The sequence below is a fragment of the Pectobacterium wasabiae CFBP 3304 genome, assembly GCF_001742185.1.
GTDB classification, from domain to species: Bacteria; Pseudomonadota; Gammaproteobacteria; order Enterobacterales; family Enterobacteriaceae; genus Pectobacterium; species Pectobacterium wasabiae.
On sequence record NZ_CP015750.1, the window covers coordinates 4,201,456 to 4,217,813 of the forward strand.

Sequence of the window (16,358 nt, forward strand, 5' to 3'; positions counted from 1 at the left end):
GGTTGATGGTGGGGCTGTGGGTTATGTAACTAAGTTCGAACACTACCACAGTAATGAACTAGCCAGAAGCATGGATGTAGCGGATTTTTTTGCAGTAAACATGATGGACTCCTTACGAAAAGCTTCATGTTATTCCATCAATACTTTTTGAGAACCCGCATCAGGTTGATATGACCCATCTATTTCGTGGATAGATCGGGTTTGGCTATAGTGATGCGCAGTGCGTTTATCTTATTTAACATAATATACATTATGCGAACCAAAGGATAAACAGGCGGGAACTGGCCGTTCCACTGAGCAAATCCCCCCCACATACGTAAAACTCTTTTTCTGGCATCAGTAATCATCCCTGTGGCTGCGAATTTGATAATAGTAAATTTTCCCACTCGGGCCAGCAGTTGCCTACCGAAAAAACTGCATTAGCCCCTGAACGGACTCTGAGTGTTGGCGCGGAAATGGTGGTAAATCGCGCGTCCGTTTTGAACAATTCTACCAACGCATTCATCGACCCCGAACTGATTTTCAGGAAATTTTCATATCCACGAGAATCAGATCCGCCAATCTGGAAACTCAATTTTGAATTCAGCAGGTTAGCCGCCAATTGCAATCCCGAGCCGTCACGGGAATTAGTCTGTATTTCATAAACGTAGCCAGAAACAACAACTTCATCTGCCCGAATGTCGATTAGTGGCAGCGCCTCGCTAATACGCCTAATTTCAGCCCGCGTACCGTAAAATACCAACGAATCTGGTGAGTTTTTATCAGTATCAGTAGATGAGGAATTGAATTTCCCACCCTCACCCGCCATCGGCGCTAGTTGGGCTGATAGGTACTGAACAGACCGATAACGAGGCTGGTAGGTGTATGAAAATTGAGATATTTTTTTCTCGACCTGAACTGGTTTATAGAAAAAATCTGTCCCATTTTTGGATTTCGTCTCCACACCGATGTCGGACATATACTCGATTAAAAATTTCCTAGCATCCTGTTCCGGCATCAATCGGAACGAGACTTTTTCAGGCATCGCGACCACGTCAGGCGACAACCTGAACGGCTGTTTCAATACCTGAGCATAGAAAACAGACAGCGCATCGGGAACCGCGACAGATTTCAGCTCAAAATCAACACCAGAACCAGCCCCCGCCGCAAAACATTGAGTCGACAACGCCAGCACTATTGGTAAAACAATTTTCATTTAACGCTCCCTGACCATGTAGTTACGACCTCCCCGTCCAAAATCCCTGAAATGATCGAACCGTTAACAATAAACCCCACAGCCGGTTCAACTCGCTGGCGACCATCAGCACCTGAAAGAACGACAAACCGGCCGTTTTTATCATGGATCATTCCACTGACACGCCATTGGGTTGAAATTTTCGGCGAGGCAACCGGTGCAGGTGCAGGAACGGCAGGATTTTGCGAGGGCTGGCTAGCTGTTCCCACAGGCTGATTTTGGTGAACGGGTGTTTTTTTATTCTCAGGATGGAAAAACCCCCACAAATACCAGCCCCCTAGTGACACCGTAATAACCAATATCGCGACAACAATCAGCAGAGTGATGTTTGAAAAAATGCTCTGGCGTTTATCGACAACCTGTTCAGAACCGTTTCCGTCATATGACTGATATAGTGGGAAAATCTTTTTGTCATAGAAATAGTTTTTGACTGAGACCCTCTCAGATTTAGTCAATTTTGCGCCGCCGTAAATCTCCACCCTGTACGCAGACCGTAACCCCAAATTTTTCAATTTGGTCATTTTGTAGGTCGTCTCAGTTCGGTCACGGATAAATCTGGGAAGATTGGCAATTGATTGATTTATAACGACTAGATCACAGGTCACGCCTGTTTCAGGGTGGGCGAAATGGCGGTGCTCGGCAATGAATGAGCGATGATTTTGGGGGACGGTTGAGTCGCTACCCCATATGCGCCACGCCTCATCTATACAGATGAGGTCACCCGCCTGACAAAATGTATTTTTTCCATCGGTTTCAGCATTTTTATAGGGAAGAAATAACTCGCCCTGAGCCTGTTCATTGGAGACATGGACAACCTCGCCCATATTTTCAGTTTTATGGTTTTTCCTGATGTGCTCATATATTTTCTCAGGATTCAGACCATAAACATTTGATACGACCCGCCGCCCCTGAGCCACGGCAGGAATTATTACAGACCTGACGACCTCAAATGATTTCCCACTGCCAGGCACACCCACGTAAGCTGAAATTGCCATATTTATTAGCCTATTATCGGAATGCGGCGAATAATAAATCGCGCGATAATTGCGGAAACCATCATCGTGATTCCAGTCGGAACCTGAAATAAATTTAGAAAATACCACACCGCATCAGGTAGTTGACCGAATAACTCAATCAACGGGAGCGGAGATACATTTACCAATGACAACAAAACCGGTACGAACTCCTGAACGACAAAAAATAGAGCGAACATGATTCCGAATTTAACTACGACTCCGCGCAACAGAAACCCCAGCCCCGTATATAGTGCAGCCAGCATATTTATTCCTCCATTATCAGGCAGACATCACGCGCCGAAATGCGGCAAATCCCCAGCAAATCAGGCAAAACAATTTTATGAGCTCGCGGTTTTTCTCAATTAATTCGCAATGCGAATCGACAATGAAATTTTTATCCCAGACGGAAAATTCAGCCACTGGGCACTGAACTGACCGCGAACCGATCGAAAAATTTTCCCATTCAGGAAATGCCCCAATTAGAGGCGCTAAAATTGTTTTTCCGTCTGGCGGTGCATCCAATGTTGGTTGGACGACAGGCGGTTCTGGCTGCGGATTGGGTTCAGGATTCGGCTCCGGTTGCGGCTGGATTTCTGGTTGCAGGTCAGACCACGGGGTAGTCCATTCCGCCTGAGATGGATTGGGCCGACCAACGGCGGCAGCGGCATCGCGAATATCCTGCGCAGTGACCAGCGGCTGACTACTGGAAATCGAGATTCCCTGATAGTCGGGCTGGCTGGCCGTATCGAGCAGCAACGAATTTAAAACGTCAGCCATTTGCTGCGCGTTCAACGGTGTTTTTCTTGCGGTTTCCTGCTGGGCGGTCGTGATATCCGGCGATGTTGGGGTTATATTTTGGTCATAACTAGCATTTTTATGAACGGAAAAAATTTCTCCGAGCGAAACCATTTTGCCGCTGTAGGAAATATCATACCCAGCCTCATACTGGGTGAATCGACCATCGCCAGAGGGAGTGACTCGATTCATCCGGAGGGCCGCCCCGTAGGTGCATTGCGCACCGCTAGGACAATACAGGCCCCCACTGTCCGCACGAAATTTATAGGCCGACAAGACTAAATTTTCTGGATGATCTCCCGATAAAAACGGAGTTGTGCCGCCCTTGCCCGCACCGATATAAAATTTCCTGCCATTATCAACATTTTTTATGTCCGCACTGGACGAAATTCCCGCATTCGGGTCAGAACCAAAAATTTCATCCCCCACATTCAGCAGAATCTCCCCCAGCCCCGCCCACGACAGCGCGCCATTAGCCAACTGCCAGCGGGTTGGATTCGAGTATCCTGTGGCGAGTCTAGCAACTGATTGATTTACAGCAGCTTTTGTCGCATTGCTAAGAACCTGCCGTTCTGCCGCAGATACGGCCATCTGGGCTGCTCCCCGACTAATGGCCGACCTCAGTGCGAACCCGCCGATGGCTTCTGCCCCGACGACCAGCGCCGGAATCACGGCATGAGCTGTGGCACACAGAAACGCCGCCCCTGCTACTGCAAAAACAATTTTTTTCATCTAGATGCCCCTCAGTCCGGTGATAACTGCCCATCCGCAGACCAACCCCCAGAGGAAAAAAATCATTTGCCAATCCATTTTTCAACCCCATGAAAAATAATAAAAAAATGGGAGGATTCCCCCTCCCAGCGATAGATTTATCGACCGCGAACGAGGTTCATGATCGTAGTCACCCCTTTGATGGCCAAATAGAGCCCCATCAATCCGGCGGCGATGGCCATAACAGCGGTGACAACCGCTGTAACGCTGAATCCCTCGGTCACGCCGGAAAAATCCAACGCCGCCGACGAGCCATCAGCAGCAAAAACCGCAGCCGGTGCCAGAATTGACGCTGTAGCTACAACAACAGATGCAAAAATTTTTTTCAATTTCATGATTTATTTCTCCAGATTAATTAATTGATAAAACACATTTTTTTGGCTTTTTTAGCCAAACCTCGCCAGTCGCAGCAGCAACCCACAGCAGTGGGATACCAACCACAGACCCAATACGCTATTGAACGCAAAAAAATAAAAATCAGAATTTTGCGTCCATAACTCACTCACGCATCCCTCCTGTAATCGGTGAGAACCGCGATAAAAAAACTCCTAAAAAAACGACAGGTTTTGTAGATGGCCACACCGAAAATCACGAAACAAAAAATCGCGTCTATCATCTGCCCCCCTAAAACAGTTTTTTATTTCTGGTCTGGCAGCACGTCGATGGCGTCGGATTCCAACGTGACCTGAACCGCAGCCCCCGATTTACCTGTATAGGCATCCACCCAAACCGGAACTAAAACGTTTTTTCCAATAAGCCGCTGAAATTTATCGAGAATTCCGGCGTCTACAAATTTTTTGGGGATTCGGACGGCGGTCTGAACCGACTGCTGACCGCCCCAGCCGTCTGGGCGCAGGTTCTCAACGCCTAGTTCATAAAACGAATAAGAACCAGAGGAATTGGTAAACTCGCGATTACGAGCGCCTAGAAATTTACCCTGCAATAACAAAGACATATCTTCACTCCTGTAAAATTTGAACATTTATTGAACGCAGCCACGCGCACTTTTCCCCTGACGCTGGCCATAGAAAAATCGGAAATCTCGCCATCTGGCCCTGCTGTAATTCCAGCGGGAAACTCTGGAACATGGATTCAGAACAAAAAATAGACAGTTCTAGGCCATTTTCAGAGCCAACCCCCACCTCTACCAGCCCATCTGCGGCTGGCCGACAACCCAAATAAGCCCCGTCAACCCAAAAATCGAAATCAAAAAAAACACAATCAGAATCAGCCATTTAACCCTCAAATCTGCAACGCGTCTCGATAAACAGAAATTTCCCCCGGTGTTAAATGCAGTTTTCCTCCCTCCCCAGCGGTCAGTAGCGCCAGCGCCGTTGGAGCATCAAAAAAATCGATTAAATCTCGGAGCGTTTTTCCGACAGCCCGTCTAGCCCAGGAAATTTTCGACTCTAGCGAGACGGAGGCTTTTTCCACCGGTGTACGGACAACAACTGGCTCGGTTGCAACCAGTGCGGCCGCAAATTTGTTGCAGCCAGCGAACGCCGCATCGACATCCAGCAAAAGATCGCTTGAAACCCGTTTCAGCTCCGCCTCGTGTCTAATCCACGGCGTCGCTGGGTCAGAAATTTTTTGTTCTGCATTTTTATCGTAGGTGCGCCAGTAGACCTGCGACGTACGGGACCCAACATAGACCGTCTCGCCGAGGGATTTCCTCTCACGTCGGGTCGTAATGATTTGGATTTGAGGAGCAACGCCCCGACCGGCATAGAACGCCCCAGCATCATAGGCATCAATAACGGACTGAGCGTCTGTTGAACCGGAATAATCGTCACAGGCAATGTCGAGCCTATTTAACCGATAGACCTGTAAAACCTCAGTGAGAAATTTATGCAAATCCCCAGCGGTCCGGTTCTCAAAAAATAATTTGCACCCGTGACCATTCAGATAGAGATAAAACGTATTTTCGTTGCCCCCGTGAGCCAAAACGCCACAATTCTGCTCGCCAGAGGAATCGAGAATCACGTGATGCTCTAGATAGCCCTGATAGCCACGGCCAGTGGCAGGCGAAAGATGCAAACCCAGAAATTTATTAACTAGCCCTACCAGCCGCTGTTCCAGCGCTGCGGTTTTTTGCAGTTGATGCAGATGCAGATCGCCAGATTCCGGCATTTTGGGGAATTCTGACCACGGACAGATTTCACCGAAAAAATAATTGTCCATATATTTCAGGCTGGAAATTGGCGCAGAAAATGACAATGTGTCAACAATAGTTTCAGCCACAAAATTCACCTCTAAAAAAGTTAAAACAAAAATTTTCCAGCTCATCGAAATTTTTACAACAATAATAAAAATTACCCGCCTTCAGATGAAATCCCTCACCATCGAACGACTCTATAATCAGGGGGAAATCGCCAGTGCAATATTCAGCAGGGGTGTTGTCTGGAATTACCCCCGTATTACTGGTACGGGGGTTTTCGGTGTCATATAAATACATAGGAGCCCCACAAAAATTCTCTGAGGCAATTTGATCAAAAAATGACGGACATGGCAAACAAGCCATTTTAGAGATGAAATTGAATGGGTTCTGACAGAAAAATACCGTTATTTTTCATTTAAAAACATAATGATATCGCGATATTTTATGCTGTAAGCGAACATGTTTTGCCTATAAGGGATTTAACAGAAAAATTACAATTAGAATGGTAAAAAAACGATAAAACTCTGAATTCAGTCAGCGGCGGAAGGGGTTATTTTTTTCGTAATTCCGCATCTATCAGACAACCAAATCAGTGGGCACTCAACATCAAAGTCGAAATTTATCATAACTGGAACAGAAATCTCCTCTCCAACTATCAATCCAAAACTCTGAATATAATCCCAATCGGCGGCAGGAATCAAAATAGAGTATTTTCCCTCGCAATCAAAATTCATTTTTTTAATTACTAGCGAACCGATTTCACAATGCGGATAAAACTCAACTTTCCGCAACTCCACAAAACGCCCTGTAATGTAAACATCACACACCACCAAAAGATTTTTTAAATTTGAATTACCCACATCAACCTCGCACGAAAAATAAGCAAAACATATTTTCGACCGCAGAACGTCCCCGAAAAAAATTGACCATAATTTTTGATCTTTTGGATAATGGGGTAAGACGAGTTTCGCATAATGCACGTTATGCAAAAGAATGCCCTGCGGGGGATTTATGTTCGCAGGGCATTCTTTTACATAACGTCGACAACATTATGCGAACCTATAGAGATTCAAGCGGGAACTGACCGTTCAACTGAGCAAATCCCCGCATCCGCAAAACACTTTTTCTGGCATCAGTAATCATCCCTGTGGCTGCGAATTTGATAATGGTAAATTCAGATGTCCGCATTATGATGTGAAAGACTTCCGCAGTGACCCTTTCATATTTTTTGCATGCGAACATCTGAACCTTACTCAGATGCTACTCACAACCAAGAGCAGAGTCTTTATCACAGGCTAATTTTGACGACAAATCACTAAGGCGGTCAATACCAACGGACTTACAATCGTGAACAGATTCTTTTTTGGTCTTCAGATTCGTAACACTAACTCCACGACTTTCATTCTCATCTTCATAATTACTGAATATCGTGTATTTATATCCTGCATTTACAAACGACACGTTGAAGTAATCAGTTTGAAATCGTGAATAATGACTGTATTTAAACCCTGAAAAATCATTACCTTTTGACTCATAGTTAAATTCACTTTTGCGATCTTTCGTTAAGGTGTACTGGAGTACACCTTTGTCTTCATCTAATTTAATGGTTCCCTTTGCTGTATCGCATGAGAAATACTCATCATTTGCAAACGATGAACCGCATAGAAACATTGCAACTAACACCACAAATTTATAATTATGCATTATAATTTTTCTCCATTTTTAAATCATATCCTTTTTGACGCTTCCCGTTGTATCTTTTGGCGAATGAGAGCCAATCCTTAGAACATAGCGATTTCAGTAAAACACTGTCCGCCTCGATGAAGCTAACAAACACTTTTAATCCAGCCAACTACAGGAACGGCTCTGCCAGCAAAAGTACCGATCCTGCTATAAATTTATTAGGATTCCCCCTTAATAACTCACTCGGATTGTTCTTAATTATTTACTGCGCTATGCCATTTATTCTTAATATCTCAAACAAATAAAAATATTAACGATGGAGCGAACAATGACCTTCCCTAAACGTTATCCTTCAGAAGCGCTGCAAAATGCATTACAGCGTGAACTGACGACTGCTCTTGTTAATACTTCGGCATTTGCTGGCAGTGCGTTGACTGGCACAATCCGCAACCCAAATAATATTAAGACCTCTGGGCAGTACATTATTGGCCTGATTCAGTCATTTTCCTTTACAGGAAGTAATTGGTAAAATGATGAAATATATAGTCAGAAGCCTTACGTTAAGTGCAGTTGTTGCTGATAAAATAAAAACAAACGATCCTGAACAGCTTGAAAAATTGAAAAATAGTTTAAAGTACAGGCTTGGGCTACCGGCTGGATGGCATATGATAGGGTTGCCGTTGATTGCCAGTATGATCTTGGCTGTCGTGAGCTTTGCCCTTCCCCAACCTTTCATCTGGTTAGCGATATTTAGCTGGCTGGATTTACCACAATACGCAGTTATGGCTGCTATTGTTCCTGCAGCATTTCTTTACAGTGCCATCACTATTATCGCGGTGGTGTTAATTTCGCGAGGTTTTTTAGCTGCGATAAAAATCTATCTGTTTATGCTTTTTCTGACAGCTTTAGTCGCCATCATTTACTTCCTGTCGGCATTTGTGCCTGCGCTGTTTGGCGCTGAACGCAAACTGTGGTTTGTCATCAGTTCGCTTGTTGGATTGGTTTTTATTAGCTGTAGTATTAAATGCATTAATAGCGCCATGTTTTTAAGAACTAATGCATTATATTTACACAACAGAGTCTGGCGGAAGCAACTGAATATCCAGTGGCAGAAACATCTATTTTAAAGCGATAAAATAGCCCTATTCTACATTGGTGAATAATTTTCACCGAATGGTGCAGGTTATTGGGCATAGTGAAGAACTGAAAGGTTATTTATCATTTCGGCGTCTCTCTTAAAATGTAAAGGACGTCAAAATGAAAAAAATAGAAGATATTATTATGCCTGTCACCAATAAGGCGTTATATGAGCGAAATCGTTACTCGGCAGCGATAAAGTCCAGTGGATTTCTTTTTGTTTCAGGCCAGGTCGGCTGTCGTGAAGATGGATCCCCTGCCCCTGGGCTTGAGCAGGAGGTTCGCCTGGCTTTTGAAAACCTCAACAGTGTACTCTCCGCTGGAGGATGCTCTTTTGCCGATGTTGTTGATGTCACTTTTTATCTGGTTTCACCTGAAGCTATCATTGAGACCATTTGGAAAGTGCTACCGGAATTTTGGGGGCCGGCACCCTGGCCGGCAGTAACCGCCGTCGGTGTCACCTGGCTTTCCGGCTTTCAGTTTGAAATAAAAGTGACTGCTCGCTTGCCGGATAACGCGCTTTAATCATATCGACCAGTGCCCGTAAACTTGCGGGCATATGCCGGTTTGCCGGGAAATAGAGGCTCAGCCCTGTAATTGACAGTGACCAAGGCTCAAGTACCACCAATAGTTCGCCGTGCCTCAACGCGGCATCAGCATGTACCTCTGCGACGTAGGCTATCCCCATTCCTCGCTTTGCCGCATCAATCATCATAGCCGGTGTGTTGAGCGTCAGCGTACCAGGGACATCCAGACAAATATCCTGGCCATGCTGGGAGAACTCCCAGCGAAAGCGTTTGCCACTAGGCAGCCGTTGACGAATACAATGATGGTGAGCCAGTTCTTCAGGCGTTTGTGGGGCTGGATGTGTTGCCAGATAGTCAGGTGACGCAACTGCTAAAAATCGAATGTCCTCACTCAGCCTGACGGCAATCATATCCATTGGAACATCATCAGCTAAGCGAATTCCCGCATCAAATCCTTCAGCCACAATATCACTGAAAGTGCCATCAACCACTAAATCTAGCTCTACCAGTGGATAGCGTGCCTGATATTCGCTGATAAATGTGCCGATCAATTGCGAGATACCTTCCTCTCCTCCGTTAATACGCAGTGTGCCGAGTACCTGACCCTGCGTATCCGCAACTTCGTGCAGCGCCTGTTCCAACCCGGTGATATGCGGGGAAATACGTTGTAATAACTGATGACCGGCTTCTGTTAACGCAATGCTGCGTGTGGTGCGGTGTAGTAGGCGAATTTGTAGTTGTGCTTCCAGATTTCGGATAGCGTGACTTAATGCAGAACGCGTGATGCCAGTAAAATCGGCCGCACGGCGAAAACTTTTTTGCTCGGCAATAGCTATAAATGCTTTTAAATCAGAGAATGTTGGGTTTTTTCTGTGAGATTTCATATTGTTATTGTGACCGATGAGTCATTAGTCTCAGGCGATAGTGCCTGAATGTGAAGACATTTTCTAGATACTCACTACGGATGGATTGAATAGAAAAACTCCCACGTCCTAATGAAGCCCCCCGTAATTTATCTGGGCCTCTGTGCGTTTTCCTCTACAATGTGTTTTCCAGCACGCTTATCAGGTCCATCCCCATGCCCAGACTGACTCAGAAAGACATGACAGAAAGTGAACAACGTCAGCTTAAGACGTTACTCGATCAGGCGAGAAAAAAACAGGACCGCCCGCTGACCAACTCTGAAAGTAATCATATTAAAGACGATTACATCGATAAGCTGATGAAGGAACGTGAAGCCGTGGCAAAACAAGCACGGGCAGAGAAGAAGAAAAATAAGTTTAAACCTGATTCATCAACAACGTATGAATGGTCCGCGAATACAAATTTACGAGGCCGTCGCTAACCACCCTGCACCGTTAGACGTGCTATCCGGCACCCATATGGTGGCCGGATAGCTGTATTTCTTTTTTACTTTAATAACGCATGGGGTAAAGCGTGCTGCTGTTCCAGGCGGAAATGTTCTATCGTTTGCGCCAATAGCATGGACTGATCTTCCAGTGAACTGGCTGCGGCAGACATCTGCTGTACCAGCGCGGAGTTTTGCTGCGTGACGCCATCCATTTCATTAACGGCAATCGTTACCTGACTGATGCCTTTCGCCTGCTCATCCGACGCGGTGACAATCTCACCGATGATACTTTGTACTGAACTGACTGCATGCGTCATATCCTGCATGGTTTTACCCGCATCGTTTACCAGTTTAACGCCGCTTTCAACGCGCTGACTGGATTCCTCGATCAATGTGGCAATCTCTTTTACCGCACTGGCGCTGCGCTGTGCCAGATTGCGAACTTCCGATGCCACGACGGCGAATCCTCGCCCCTGCTCACCTGCTCGCGCCGCCTCAACCGCCGCGTTCAACGCCAGAATATTGGTCTGAAAAGCGATGCTGTTAATCATAGAGGTAATGTCGCCAATCTTCTTCGCACTATCATCAATCTGCGACATCGTCTGCACCACTTGGCTGACCAGCGATTCACCGCGCAGTGCGATCTTCGTGGCATTCTCTGTTAGCGTCGTGGCCTGATGGGCGTTGTTGGCATTGTGTTTCACCGTAGCAGTGATCTCTTCCATGCTCGCCGCCGTTTGCTCAAGCGCAGCAGCCTGCTGCTCAGTGCGCGAGGCAAGATTGAGGTTGCCACTGGCAATTTCCGCTGCACCTTGTCGCACGGAATCACTGGCATCTTTGATCTGCCCAACCACCTGGCGCAGTTGCGATTGCATCGTATGCAGCGCGAAGAACAGGCTGCTGCGATCGTTGGCTTTCACGTCAATCACATTACTCAACCGTCCTTCCGCAACAGACAGCGCGATGGTTGCGGCTTCAAGTGGCTCACCACCAATCGGTTTAAGCACTTTACGGCTGAATACCCAGCCCAGCAGCGCGCTCACCAACAGAATGCTGATCGCCATCATGATCACCGCGTTTATTAACTGGCGCTCAGACGCGGCCATTACCTGACTCACTGGCGCAACAATCCCGAGATACCACTTCTCCGTGCTGTTGCCGATGGTGACCGGCTGCCAGGTAACCAGCGCTTGTTCACCCAGAATCGCATCATCGTGCTGTACCACTGAAGAGGTGAAATTGTCCGTCGGCCCTTGCCAGGCTTTGCTCGTCAGAGATTTATCAGGATAAGAGATAACTTTACCCGCGCTGGATAACAGCATCGCGTATCCACCTCCTTCCCAAGGTTTAATCTGGTTAATTTTTTGCTGCAATGACGCAAGAGAAATGTCGGAAGTGACGACGCCCCACAGTTTCCCCTGACTGACAATCGGTGCGGCGACTGACGTCAGCAGCGTTGGAACGCCGTTGTAAGCATAGGTGTAGGGTTCGATTAGCGTATCTTTCTGGCTCTTTTGCGGCAGCAGGTAGTAATCGCCCTGGCCGGGAGTCAGGTAAGAAAGCAGAGGATGCATCGTGTAATTGCCAGCCTGATCGTGGTCAACAAACCAGGCATAGCGGCCTTTCGGTGCCTGACCCGGTTGATCGGCAAATTCAGCATCACGTCCGTCAAAAACGTTCTCTTCAAAAATAACTGAAACTGAGAGGTACTCTGGGTTATCCCTCAGAGCATATTCCATCATTTTATCGACCACAGCGCGGTCTTTAATGCCTGCGGATGGCAAAGCAATCAGCCCTTGCCCGAGGTTATGGGCCACATCACGAGCGTAGTTGAGTTCCTGTTGAATTCTCAGGGCTTCGCTTTGGGCGATTTGCTGTAAATAACGCTCGGCCAAAGATTTTTGTTCACTACTGGACTGCCAACTGAGTACGCCAATGGTGACAGCGAAACCGAGTGCGATGGTGAATGCGCCAGTTAACAATACCTGGGCGCGGGTGCTCATTGTCTTTTTTTGTATTAATTGCGTGGCCATTATGGCTCTCCTGGTGTTGATCTTGATCGTAATCAACATTCCCTTGCAATGAGTTCCCTGCTATTTGTCTATCGGCGTTTTTTTTTTGAACTTTAGCGGCGCAGGAATGAACAAGGATAAGGGGCGGAGGCCAGCGATCGTCGGAGATCGTTTTTTTACGTCATAGACTTAACCGCAGTCTGATGATGAGTCAGATTCCAGACTTTTGTGCATATTAAAACCGGTAATTTGGAATCCCTGTTTTTCATATAAAGCCTTGGCGACCGGGTTATTCGTCGCGACTCTCAGCCCGACTTCGCGAATACCTAACGCAGCGACGGCCACGTCCATCGCTGCCAATGAGGCTTTACCAAAACCGCGCCCCCTCCATGCTGGCAGTAGGCTAAAATCAGATACCCAGGCAGAATTTCCGTTCAGAACCACCCACAAATAGCCGATGATGACACCTTCGTTATTTAAAGACTGAATGGACCATAATTTATTGGCTGGCGTGTGGCTGCCCTGCGGTAGCGCAATATCGATAGATTGCGTGGCGATCGCCCTCGCCTTTTCGGCGTCATATCCTCGGGATTCTTGTAAATCCTGAGCATATTCAAGAATAAAGAACTGACGATAGTCGGGATAATCCGACTCATTCATATCCGTTAAATTTACCATTGCGTTAGCGTTCCCAGAGCAGAGTGACGGCCCGACTTACTGCTGTTATTCAGCATTGACAGCCATCACGTAATTTATTTTCAGCGTAATCAACATACTGGCACATATTGCGCGGTTCCGATAATACGGAGCCGCGCAAAAACGTCAGGATGGAGTTTCAGATGCCGGACTGACCGCACGATCGCGGGCAGAAGAAGAACAAATAAAGGCCAGAATAACCATGACAAGCACGGGTAACATTGCGATGCGCAACCCTGCAACCTCACCAAGAAAGCCTAATGCAGGCGGACCGACGAGAAAAGCAAAGTAACCCAATGTTGCGGCAATCGTGACGCGAACGGCGCTGTTTTCGCCACTTCCAGCGGCGGAAATTGTGAGCGGAAAGCCCAGCGATGCACCAATACCCCAGAAGATAACGGCGGCGGCAGCCAGCAGTGGAGCATCAGAGAAGATCACCAGCGTCAGCCCCAGCGCAGCGGAAGCGGCACTGAATCGGAGGACATTAACCCTACCGAAGCGATCGACAAAATATCCTCCAGCAAAACGACCCAACGTCATACCCGCCGTAAACCCGACATAAACCAACGTTCCTGTCGTGTGGCCGAAATTGTGGCCATCGATCATCAGTAACGGTAGCCAGTCGTTAGCAGAGCCTTCAGCAAGCGCCATCGCAAGAATAACCACGCCAAGAATCAGCAGGCGACTGTCTTTAAGTTCGTTGAAAACCTGAGTTTTGTAATTTCCTTTATCTGCTTGATCAGAACTTGCCAGATCGCTCAGCCACGGCATTTGGCGCATCAGCACAATTGCAGTGAGTGCTGACAGTGCAACGACCGCGACAAAATGCAGCGTCGTATTAACGCCGAATGCCGTCATCGCCATTCCTGCCAGTGCACCAACCAGCGTACCCAAGCTAAAGAAGCCATGCAGTGTTGTCATCAGGCTTTTCTTCAGATGTTGCTCAAACGCCGCGCCTTCAATGTTGATGGCGATATCAACCAGACCGACACCCGCACCGAAAATCAACAGTCCCATAAAGGCACTGGGCGTGCTCCGAATCGAAAGCGAAACGGTAAGTATAAGTAGCCCAAGCAGAAGCAGCAGAAATCCACCGGCCATGGTTTTACGAATGCCGAGGACGTTAATAACTTTACCTGCCCCCAATACACCGAGCATAGAACCGCATGAAAAACCGAACAGGATCATGCCCATGGTTTCCGTTGAAGCATTCAGAACATCACGCATCACAGGAGTCCGAGTCACCCAGGTTGCCCACGTAAAACCGGGAATGAACATTAGCCCGAACAGTGCAAATTTATTGATAGCAGGTTTTGTGGTCATAGCTTTTGGCGTCTTTATTTAAAGTTATTCGTACATATGTACGAATAACTATCGCACAGATATGCACCGCTTTGCACCTGTTTCATTACGTTCTTTTTTTCACGGGAAGAGGTTTGGCAAGATCGCGCCAGACGGTATCAGGATGTTAGTTTTATCACCGTATTGAGAATGTCTTCGCGGCTAACAGCTTCATTGTTGAGATAATTATGGATCGTGTACCCTTCAATCATTGCATCTAATGAGCACGCGGTCGCAATATTGAAATGGAGGTGGAGTGATTTTCTGCTGCGCGTCATCCACTCCTGCAATATCAGCCGATACTCTTCTTTCCGCGATGCCAACGCATACAGTTCAAAGCTTAATGTTAGATGACGCGGTGTCGCCCAGATATCTCCACAAATCAGATCAACCACCGCTTCGCGCGCGCTCTCGATGTCTTTTGCCTGCGTGAGGCGGACGCGGAATGCGTGTGATATACCATCAACCATATAAACGAACGCGCTGTTCAGCAGTAATTCAATATTGCTATAGCGATAGGTCAGCGTCCCTGGCGACAACCCAGCCTGCTGCGCTATTTTTCGGTAGGTTGCCCCTCGAACGCCATGATCCAGAATGACCTCCAGTGCAGCCTCAAGAATTCTGTGCGGTGTATCTTTGCCATCATGCGTTACATCCTGTGATGGTGACGTCATTCTGTTCCCCCTTAACTAGCAATCCTGACGATCATAACCTTTATAACGAAAAAAGCCGCCAGTGAGTTCAAACCTCACTGGCGGCTTATGGTAAACGAAAAGCGGCTTAGCCTCTCAATTTACTGTGATATTCACCTTTCAAGGTGTTGATTTCTGCTAATGCCGCTTTGGCTTCGCTCAGCTTACCGGCATCCGCCAGAGCCTGAGCGCTATCGACTTTTTGCAAAATCTTATCCAGACCTTCCACATAGGCTTTTCTGTCTGGGCCATCAGCCGGCTGCTTGGCGAAATCAGGCGGCACTTGCGTTTTGGCGTTCACAACATGCTCACGGAATGTGCTCAGTGCGGTTTTCAACGCTGCGGCATCATCCGCTTTAGTGGCGGCAGTATAACTTTTTTGCATACCGCGCATGTCTTCCGACACGGTCGCATTTGCTAAAACAGGTGTCAGCAAACTACCGGCCAACAGCACAGAAAAACAGATCTTGGTCATTCTATTCATCTTGAACTCTCGCTTGTGTTCTACAGCACGACATACTCAGAGAATCTGACCACCACAAGCTGGCCAGCCCAATATTTCTCTTGTTATTTATATTGCGTCCTACGCCACGACCAGATAAGCAGTAATGGCAATTCTGATTTTATGGTTATTATCGTAAAAATGTTAAATTATTTTTAATCATTTCGCCTTTTTTGATTGGATAAATGTAAAAAAGCTCACCAGTATCATCTGGTAAGCCCTTTTATCGACCTCATATGTCGTCACGCCCACTCGTTAGTTCAACTGATCGTCCAGCGTAATCTCGGCCTTAAGCACTGTTAACATGGGGCAACCTGCTTTCGCTTTTTGGATAGTCTTATCGAACGAGGCTCATCAATCTTCGCTAGTTTCACCATGCTGTGAAGCGCGATGTTGGAGCGTAAGCATGTAATCGTCATGCCCTTTAAACCGTAGAATATATT

General features: G+C 46.9%; 21 protein-coding genes and 1 pseudogene. 4 read left to right on the forward strand and 18 right to left on the reverse strand.

Annotation, left to right across the window (positions count from 1 at the left end; genetic code table 11):
• Window positions 1–343 precede the first annotated feature (343 nt).
• The 11 genes from A7983_RS19200 to A7983_RS23630 form a co-directional block, all read right to left on the reverse strand.
• Window positions 344–1,195: a hypothetical protein gene (locus tag A7983_RS19200; protein WP_005968553.1), complete on the reverse strand. Its 852-nt coding sequence runs from the start codon at window positions 1,193–1,195 to the stop codon at window positions 344–346.
• Window positions 1,192–2,229, reverse strand: coding sequence for a zonular occludens toxin family protein (locus tag A7983_RS19205; protein WP_005968550.1), 1,038 nt, complete (start codon window positions 2,227–2,229; stop codon window positions 1,192–1,194). The genes A7983_RS19200 and A7983_RS19205 overlap by 4 nt, the downstream gene beginning before the upstream one ends.
• 5 nt (window positions 2,230–2,234) lie before the next feature.
• Window positions 2,235–2,513 carry a DUF2523 family protein gene (locus tag A7983_RS19210; protein ID WP_005968548.1) on the reverse strand — a complete coding sequence of 93 codons (279 nt, stop codon included), beginning with the start codon at window positions 2,511–2,513 and terminating at the stop codon, window positions 2,235–2,237.
• A 16-nt stretch (window positions 2,514–2,529) separates the two neighbouring features.
• Window positions 2,530–3,777: a hypothetical protein gene (locus tag A7983_RS19215; RefSeq protein WP_005968545.1), complete on the reverse strand. Its 1,248-nt coding sequence runs from the start codon at window positions 3,775–3,777 to the stop codon at window positions 2,530–2,532.
• A gap of 137 nt (window positions 3,778–3,914) precedes the next feature.
• Window positions 3,915–4,151, reverse strand: coding sequence for a hypothetical protein (locus tag A7983_RS19220; RefSeq protein ID WP_005968543.1), 237 nt, complete (start codon window positions 4,149–4,151; stop codon window positions 3,915–3,917).
• Window positions 4,152–4,453: 302 nt separating this feature from the next.
• A complete protein-coding gene (locus A7983_RS19225; protein ID WP_005968540.1) occupies window positions 4,454–4,771 on the reverse strand; it encodes a DNA-binding protein in 318 nt (105 codons plus the stop codon).
• 4 nt (window positions 4,772–4,775) lie between these two features.
• Window positions 4,776–5,051: a hypothetical protein gene (locus tag A7983_RS19230; RefSeq protein WP_005968538.1), complete on the reverse strand. Its 276-nt coding sequence runs from the start codon at window positions 5,049–5,051 to the stop codon at window positions 4,776–4,778.
• 7 nt (window positions 5,052–5,058) lie between these two features.
• Window positions 5,059–6,057 (reverse strand): replication initiation factor domain-containing protein, encoded by a 999-nt coding sequence (locus A7983_RS19235; protein WP_005968536.1) that lies wholly within the window; start codon window positions 6,055–6,057, stop codon window positions 5,059–5,061.
• 447 nt (window positions 6,058–6,504) lie between these two features.
• A complete protein-coding gene (locus A7983_RS19240; protein WP_005968531.1) occupies window positions 6,505–6,834 on the reverse strand; it encodes a hypothetical protein in 330 nt (109 codons plus the stop codon).
• Window positions 6,835–7,234: 400 nt separating this feature from the next.
• Complete coding sequence (locus A7983_RS19250) at window positions 7,235–7,678, reverse strand: hypothetical protein (RefSeq protein ID WP_005968529.1); 444 nt, start codon at window positions 7,676–7,678, stop codon at window positions 7,235–7,237.
• A complete protein-coding gene (locus A7983_RS23630) occupies window positions 7,671–7,811 on the reverse strand; it encodes an N-acetylmuramidase domain-containing protein (protein ID WP_235778015.1) in 141 nt (46 codons plus the stop codon). The genes A7983_RS19250 and A7983_RS23630 overlap by 8 nt, the downstream gene beginning before the upstream one ends.
• A 174-nt stretch (window positions 7,812–7,985) precedes the next feature.
• Here A7983_RS23630 and A7983_RS19255 point away from each other — a divergent pair, with 174 nt between their 5' ends.
• The 3 genes from A7983_RS19255 (at window position 7,986) to A7983_RS19265 (ending at window position 9,319) form a co-directional block, all read left to right on the forward strand.
• Window positions 7,986–8,186 carry a hypothetical protein gene (locus A7983_RS19255; protein WP_005968527.1) on the forward strand — a complete coding sequence of 67 codons (201 nt, stop codon included), beginning with the start codon at window positions 7,986–7,988 and terminating at the stop codon, window positions 8,184–8,186.
• Window position 8,187: 1 nt separating this feature from the next.
• Complete coding sequence (locus A7983_RS19260; RefSeq protein ID WP_005968525.1) at window positions 8,188–8,784, forward strand: hypothetical protein; 597 nt, start codon at window positions 8,188–8,190, stop codon at window positions 8,782–8,784.
• A gap of 130 nt (window positions 8,785–8,914) precedes the next feature.
• On the forward strand, window positions 8,915–9,319 hold the full coding sequence (locus A7983_RS19265; RefSeq protein WP_005968522.1) for a RidA family protein: 405 nt from the start codon (window positions 8,915–8,917) through the stop codon (window positions 9,317–9,319).
• On the opposite strand, the gene A7983_RS19270 is transcribed toward A7983_RS19265, so the two are convergent.
• The gene (locus A7983_RS19270; protein WP_005968520.1) at window positions 9,252–10,205 is read right to left on the reverse strand and encodes a LysR family transcriptional regulator; all 954 of its coding nucleotides are present in this window, start codon (window positions 10,203–10,205) and stop codon (window positions 9,252–9,254) included. The genes A7983_RS19265 and A7983_RS19270 overlap by 68 nt on opposite strands.
• 194 nt (window positions 10,206–10,399) lie before the next feature.
• Between A7983_RS19270 and A7983_RS19275 the strand changes: the two genes are divergently transcribed.
• Window positions 10,400–10,666, forward strand: a complete 267-nt coding sequence (locus A7983_RS19275; RefSeq protein ID WP_005968519.1) for a DUF3811 domain-containing protein — start codon at window positions 10,400–10,402, stop codon at window positions 10,664–10,666.
• A gap of 65 nt (window positions 10,667–10,731) precedes the next feature.
• Here the strand turns inward: A7983_RS19275 and A7983_RS19280 are convergent, their stop codons facing one another.
• The 6 genes and pseudogenes from A7983_RS19280 to A7983_RS24545 all read right to left on the reverse strand — a co-directional run.
• Complete coding sequence (locus A7983_RS19280; protein ID WP_005968517.1) at window positions 10,732–12,705, reverse strand: methyl-accepting chemotaxis protein; 1,974 nt, start codon at window positions 12,703–12,705, stop codon at window positions 10,732–10,734.
• A gap of 168 nt (window positions 12,706–12,873) precedes the next feature.
• Complete coding sequence (locus A7983_RS19285) at window positions 12,874–13,362, reverse strand: GNAT family N-acetyltransferase (RefSeq protein ID WP_005968515.1); 489 nt, start codon at window positions 13,360–13,362, stop codon at window positions 12,874–12,876.
• 144 nt (window positions 13,363–13,506) lie between these two features.
• Window positions 13,507–14,703, reverse strand: coding sequence for an MFS transporter (locus A7983_RS19290; protein WP_005968513.1), 1,197 nt, complete (start codon window positions 14,701–14,703; stop codon window positions 13,507–13,509).
• A 137-nt stretch (window positions 14,704–14,840) separates the two neighbouring features.
• The gene (locus A7983_RS19295) at window positions 14,841–15,395 is read right to left on the reverse strand and encodes a TetR/AcrR family transcriptional regulator (RefSeq protein WP_005968511.1); all 555 of its coding nucleotides are present in this window, start codon (window positions 15,393–15,395) and stop codon (window positions 14,841–14,843) included.
• A gap of 106 nt (window positions 15,396–15,501) precedes the next feature.
• Window positions 15,502–15,897, reverse strand: a complete 396-nt coding sequence (locus A7983_RS19300; protein ID WP_005968508.1) for a cytochrome b562 — start codon at window positions 15,895–15,897, stop codon at window positions 15,502–15,504.
• A 273-nt stretch (window positions 15,898–16,170) separates the two neighbouring features.
• A pseudogene (locus A7983_RS24545) lies at window positions 16,171–16,266 on the reverse strand (OsmC family peroxiredoxin); the annotation flags it as partial.
• Between the last annotated feature and the right edge of the window lie 92 nt (window positions 16,267–16,358).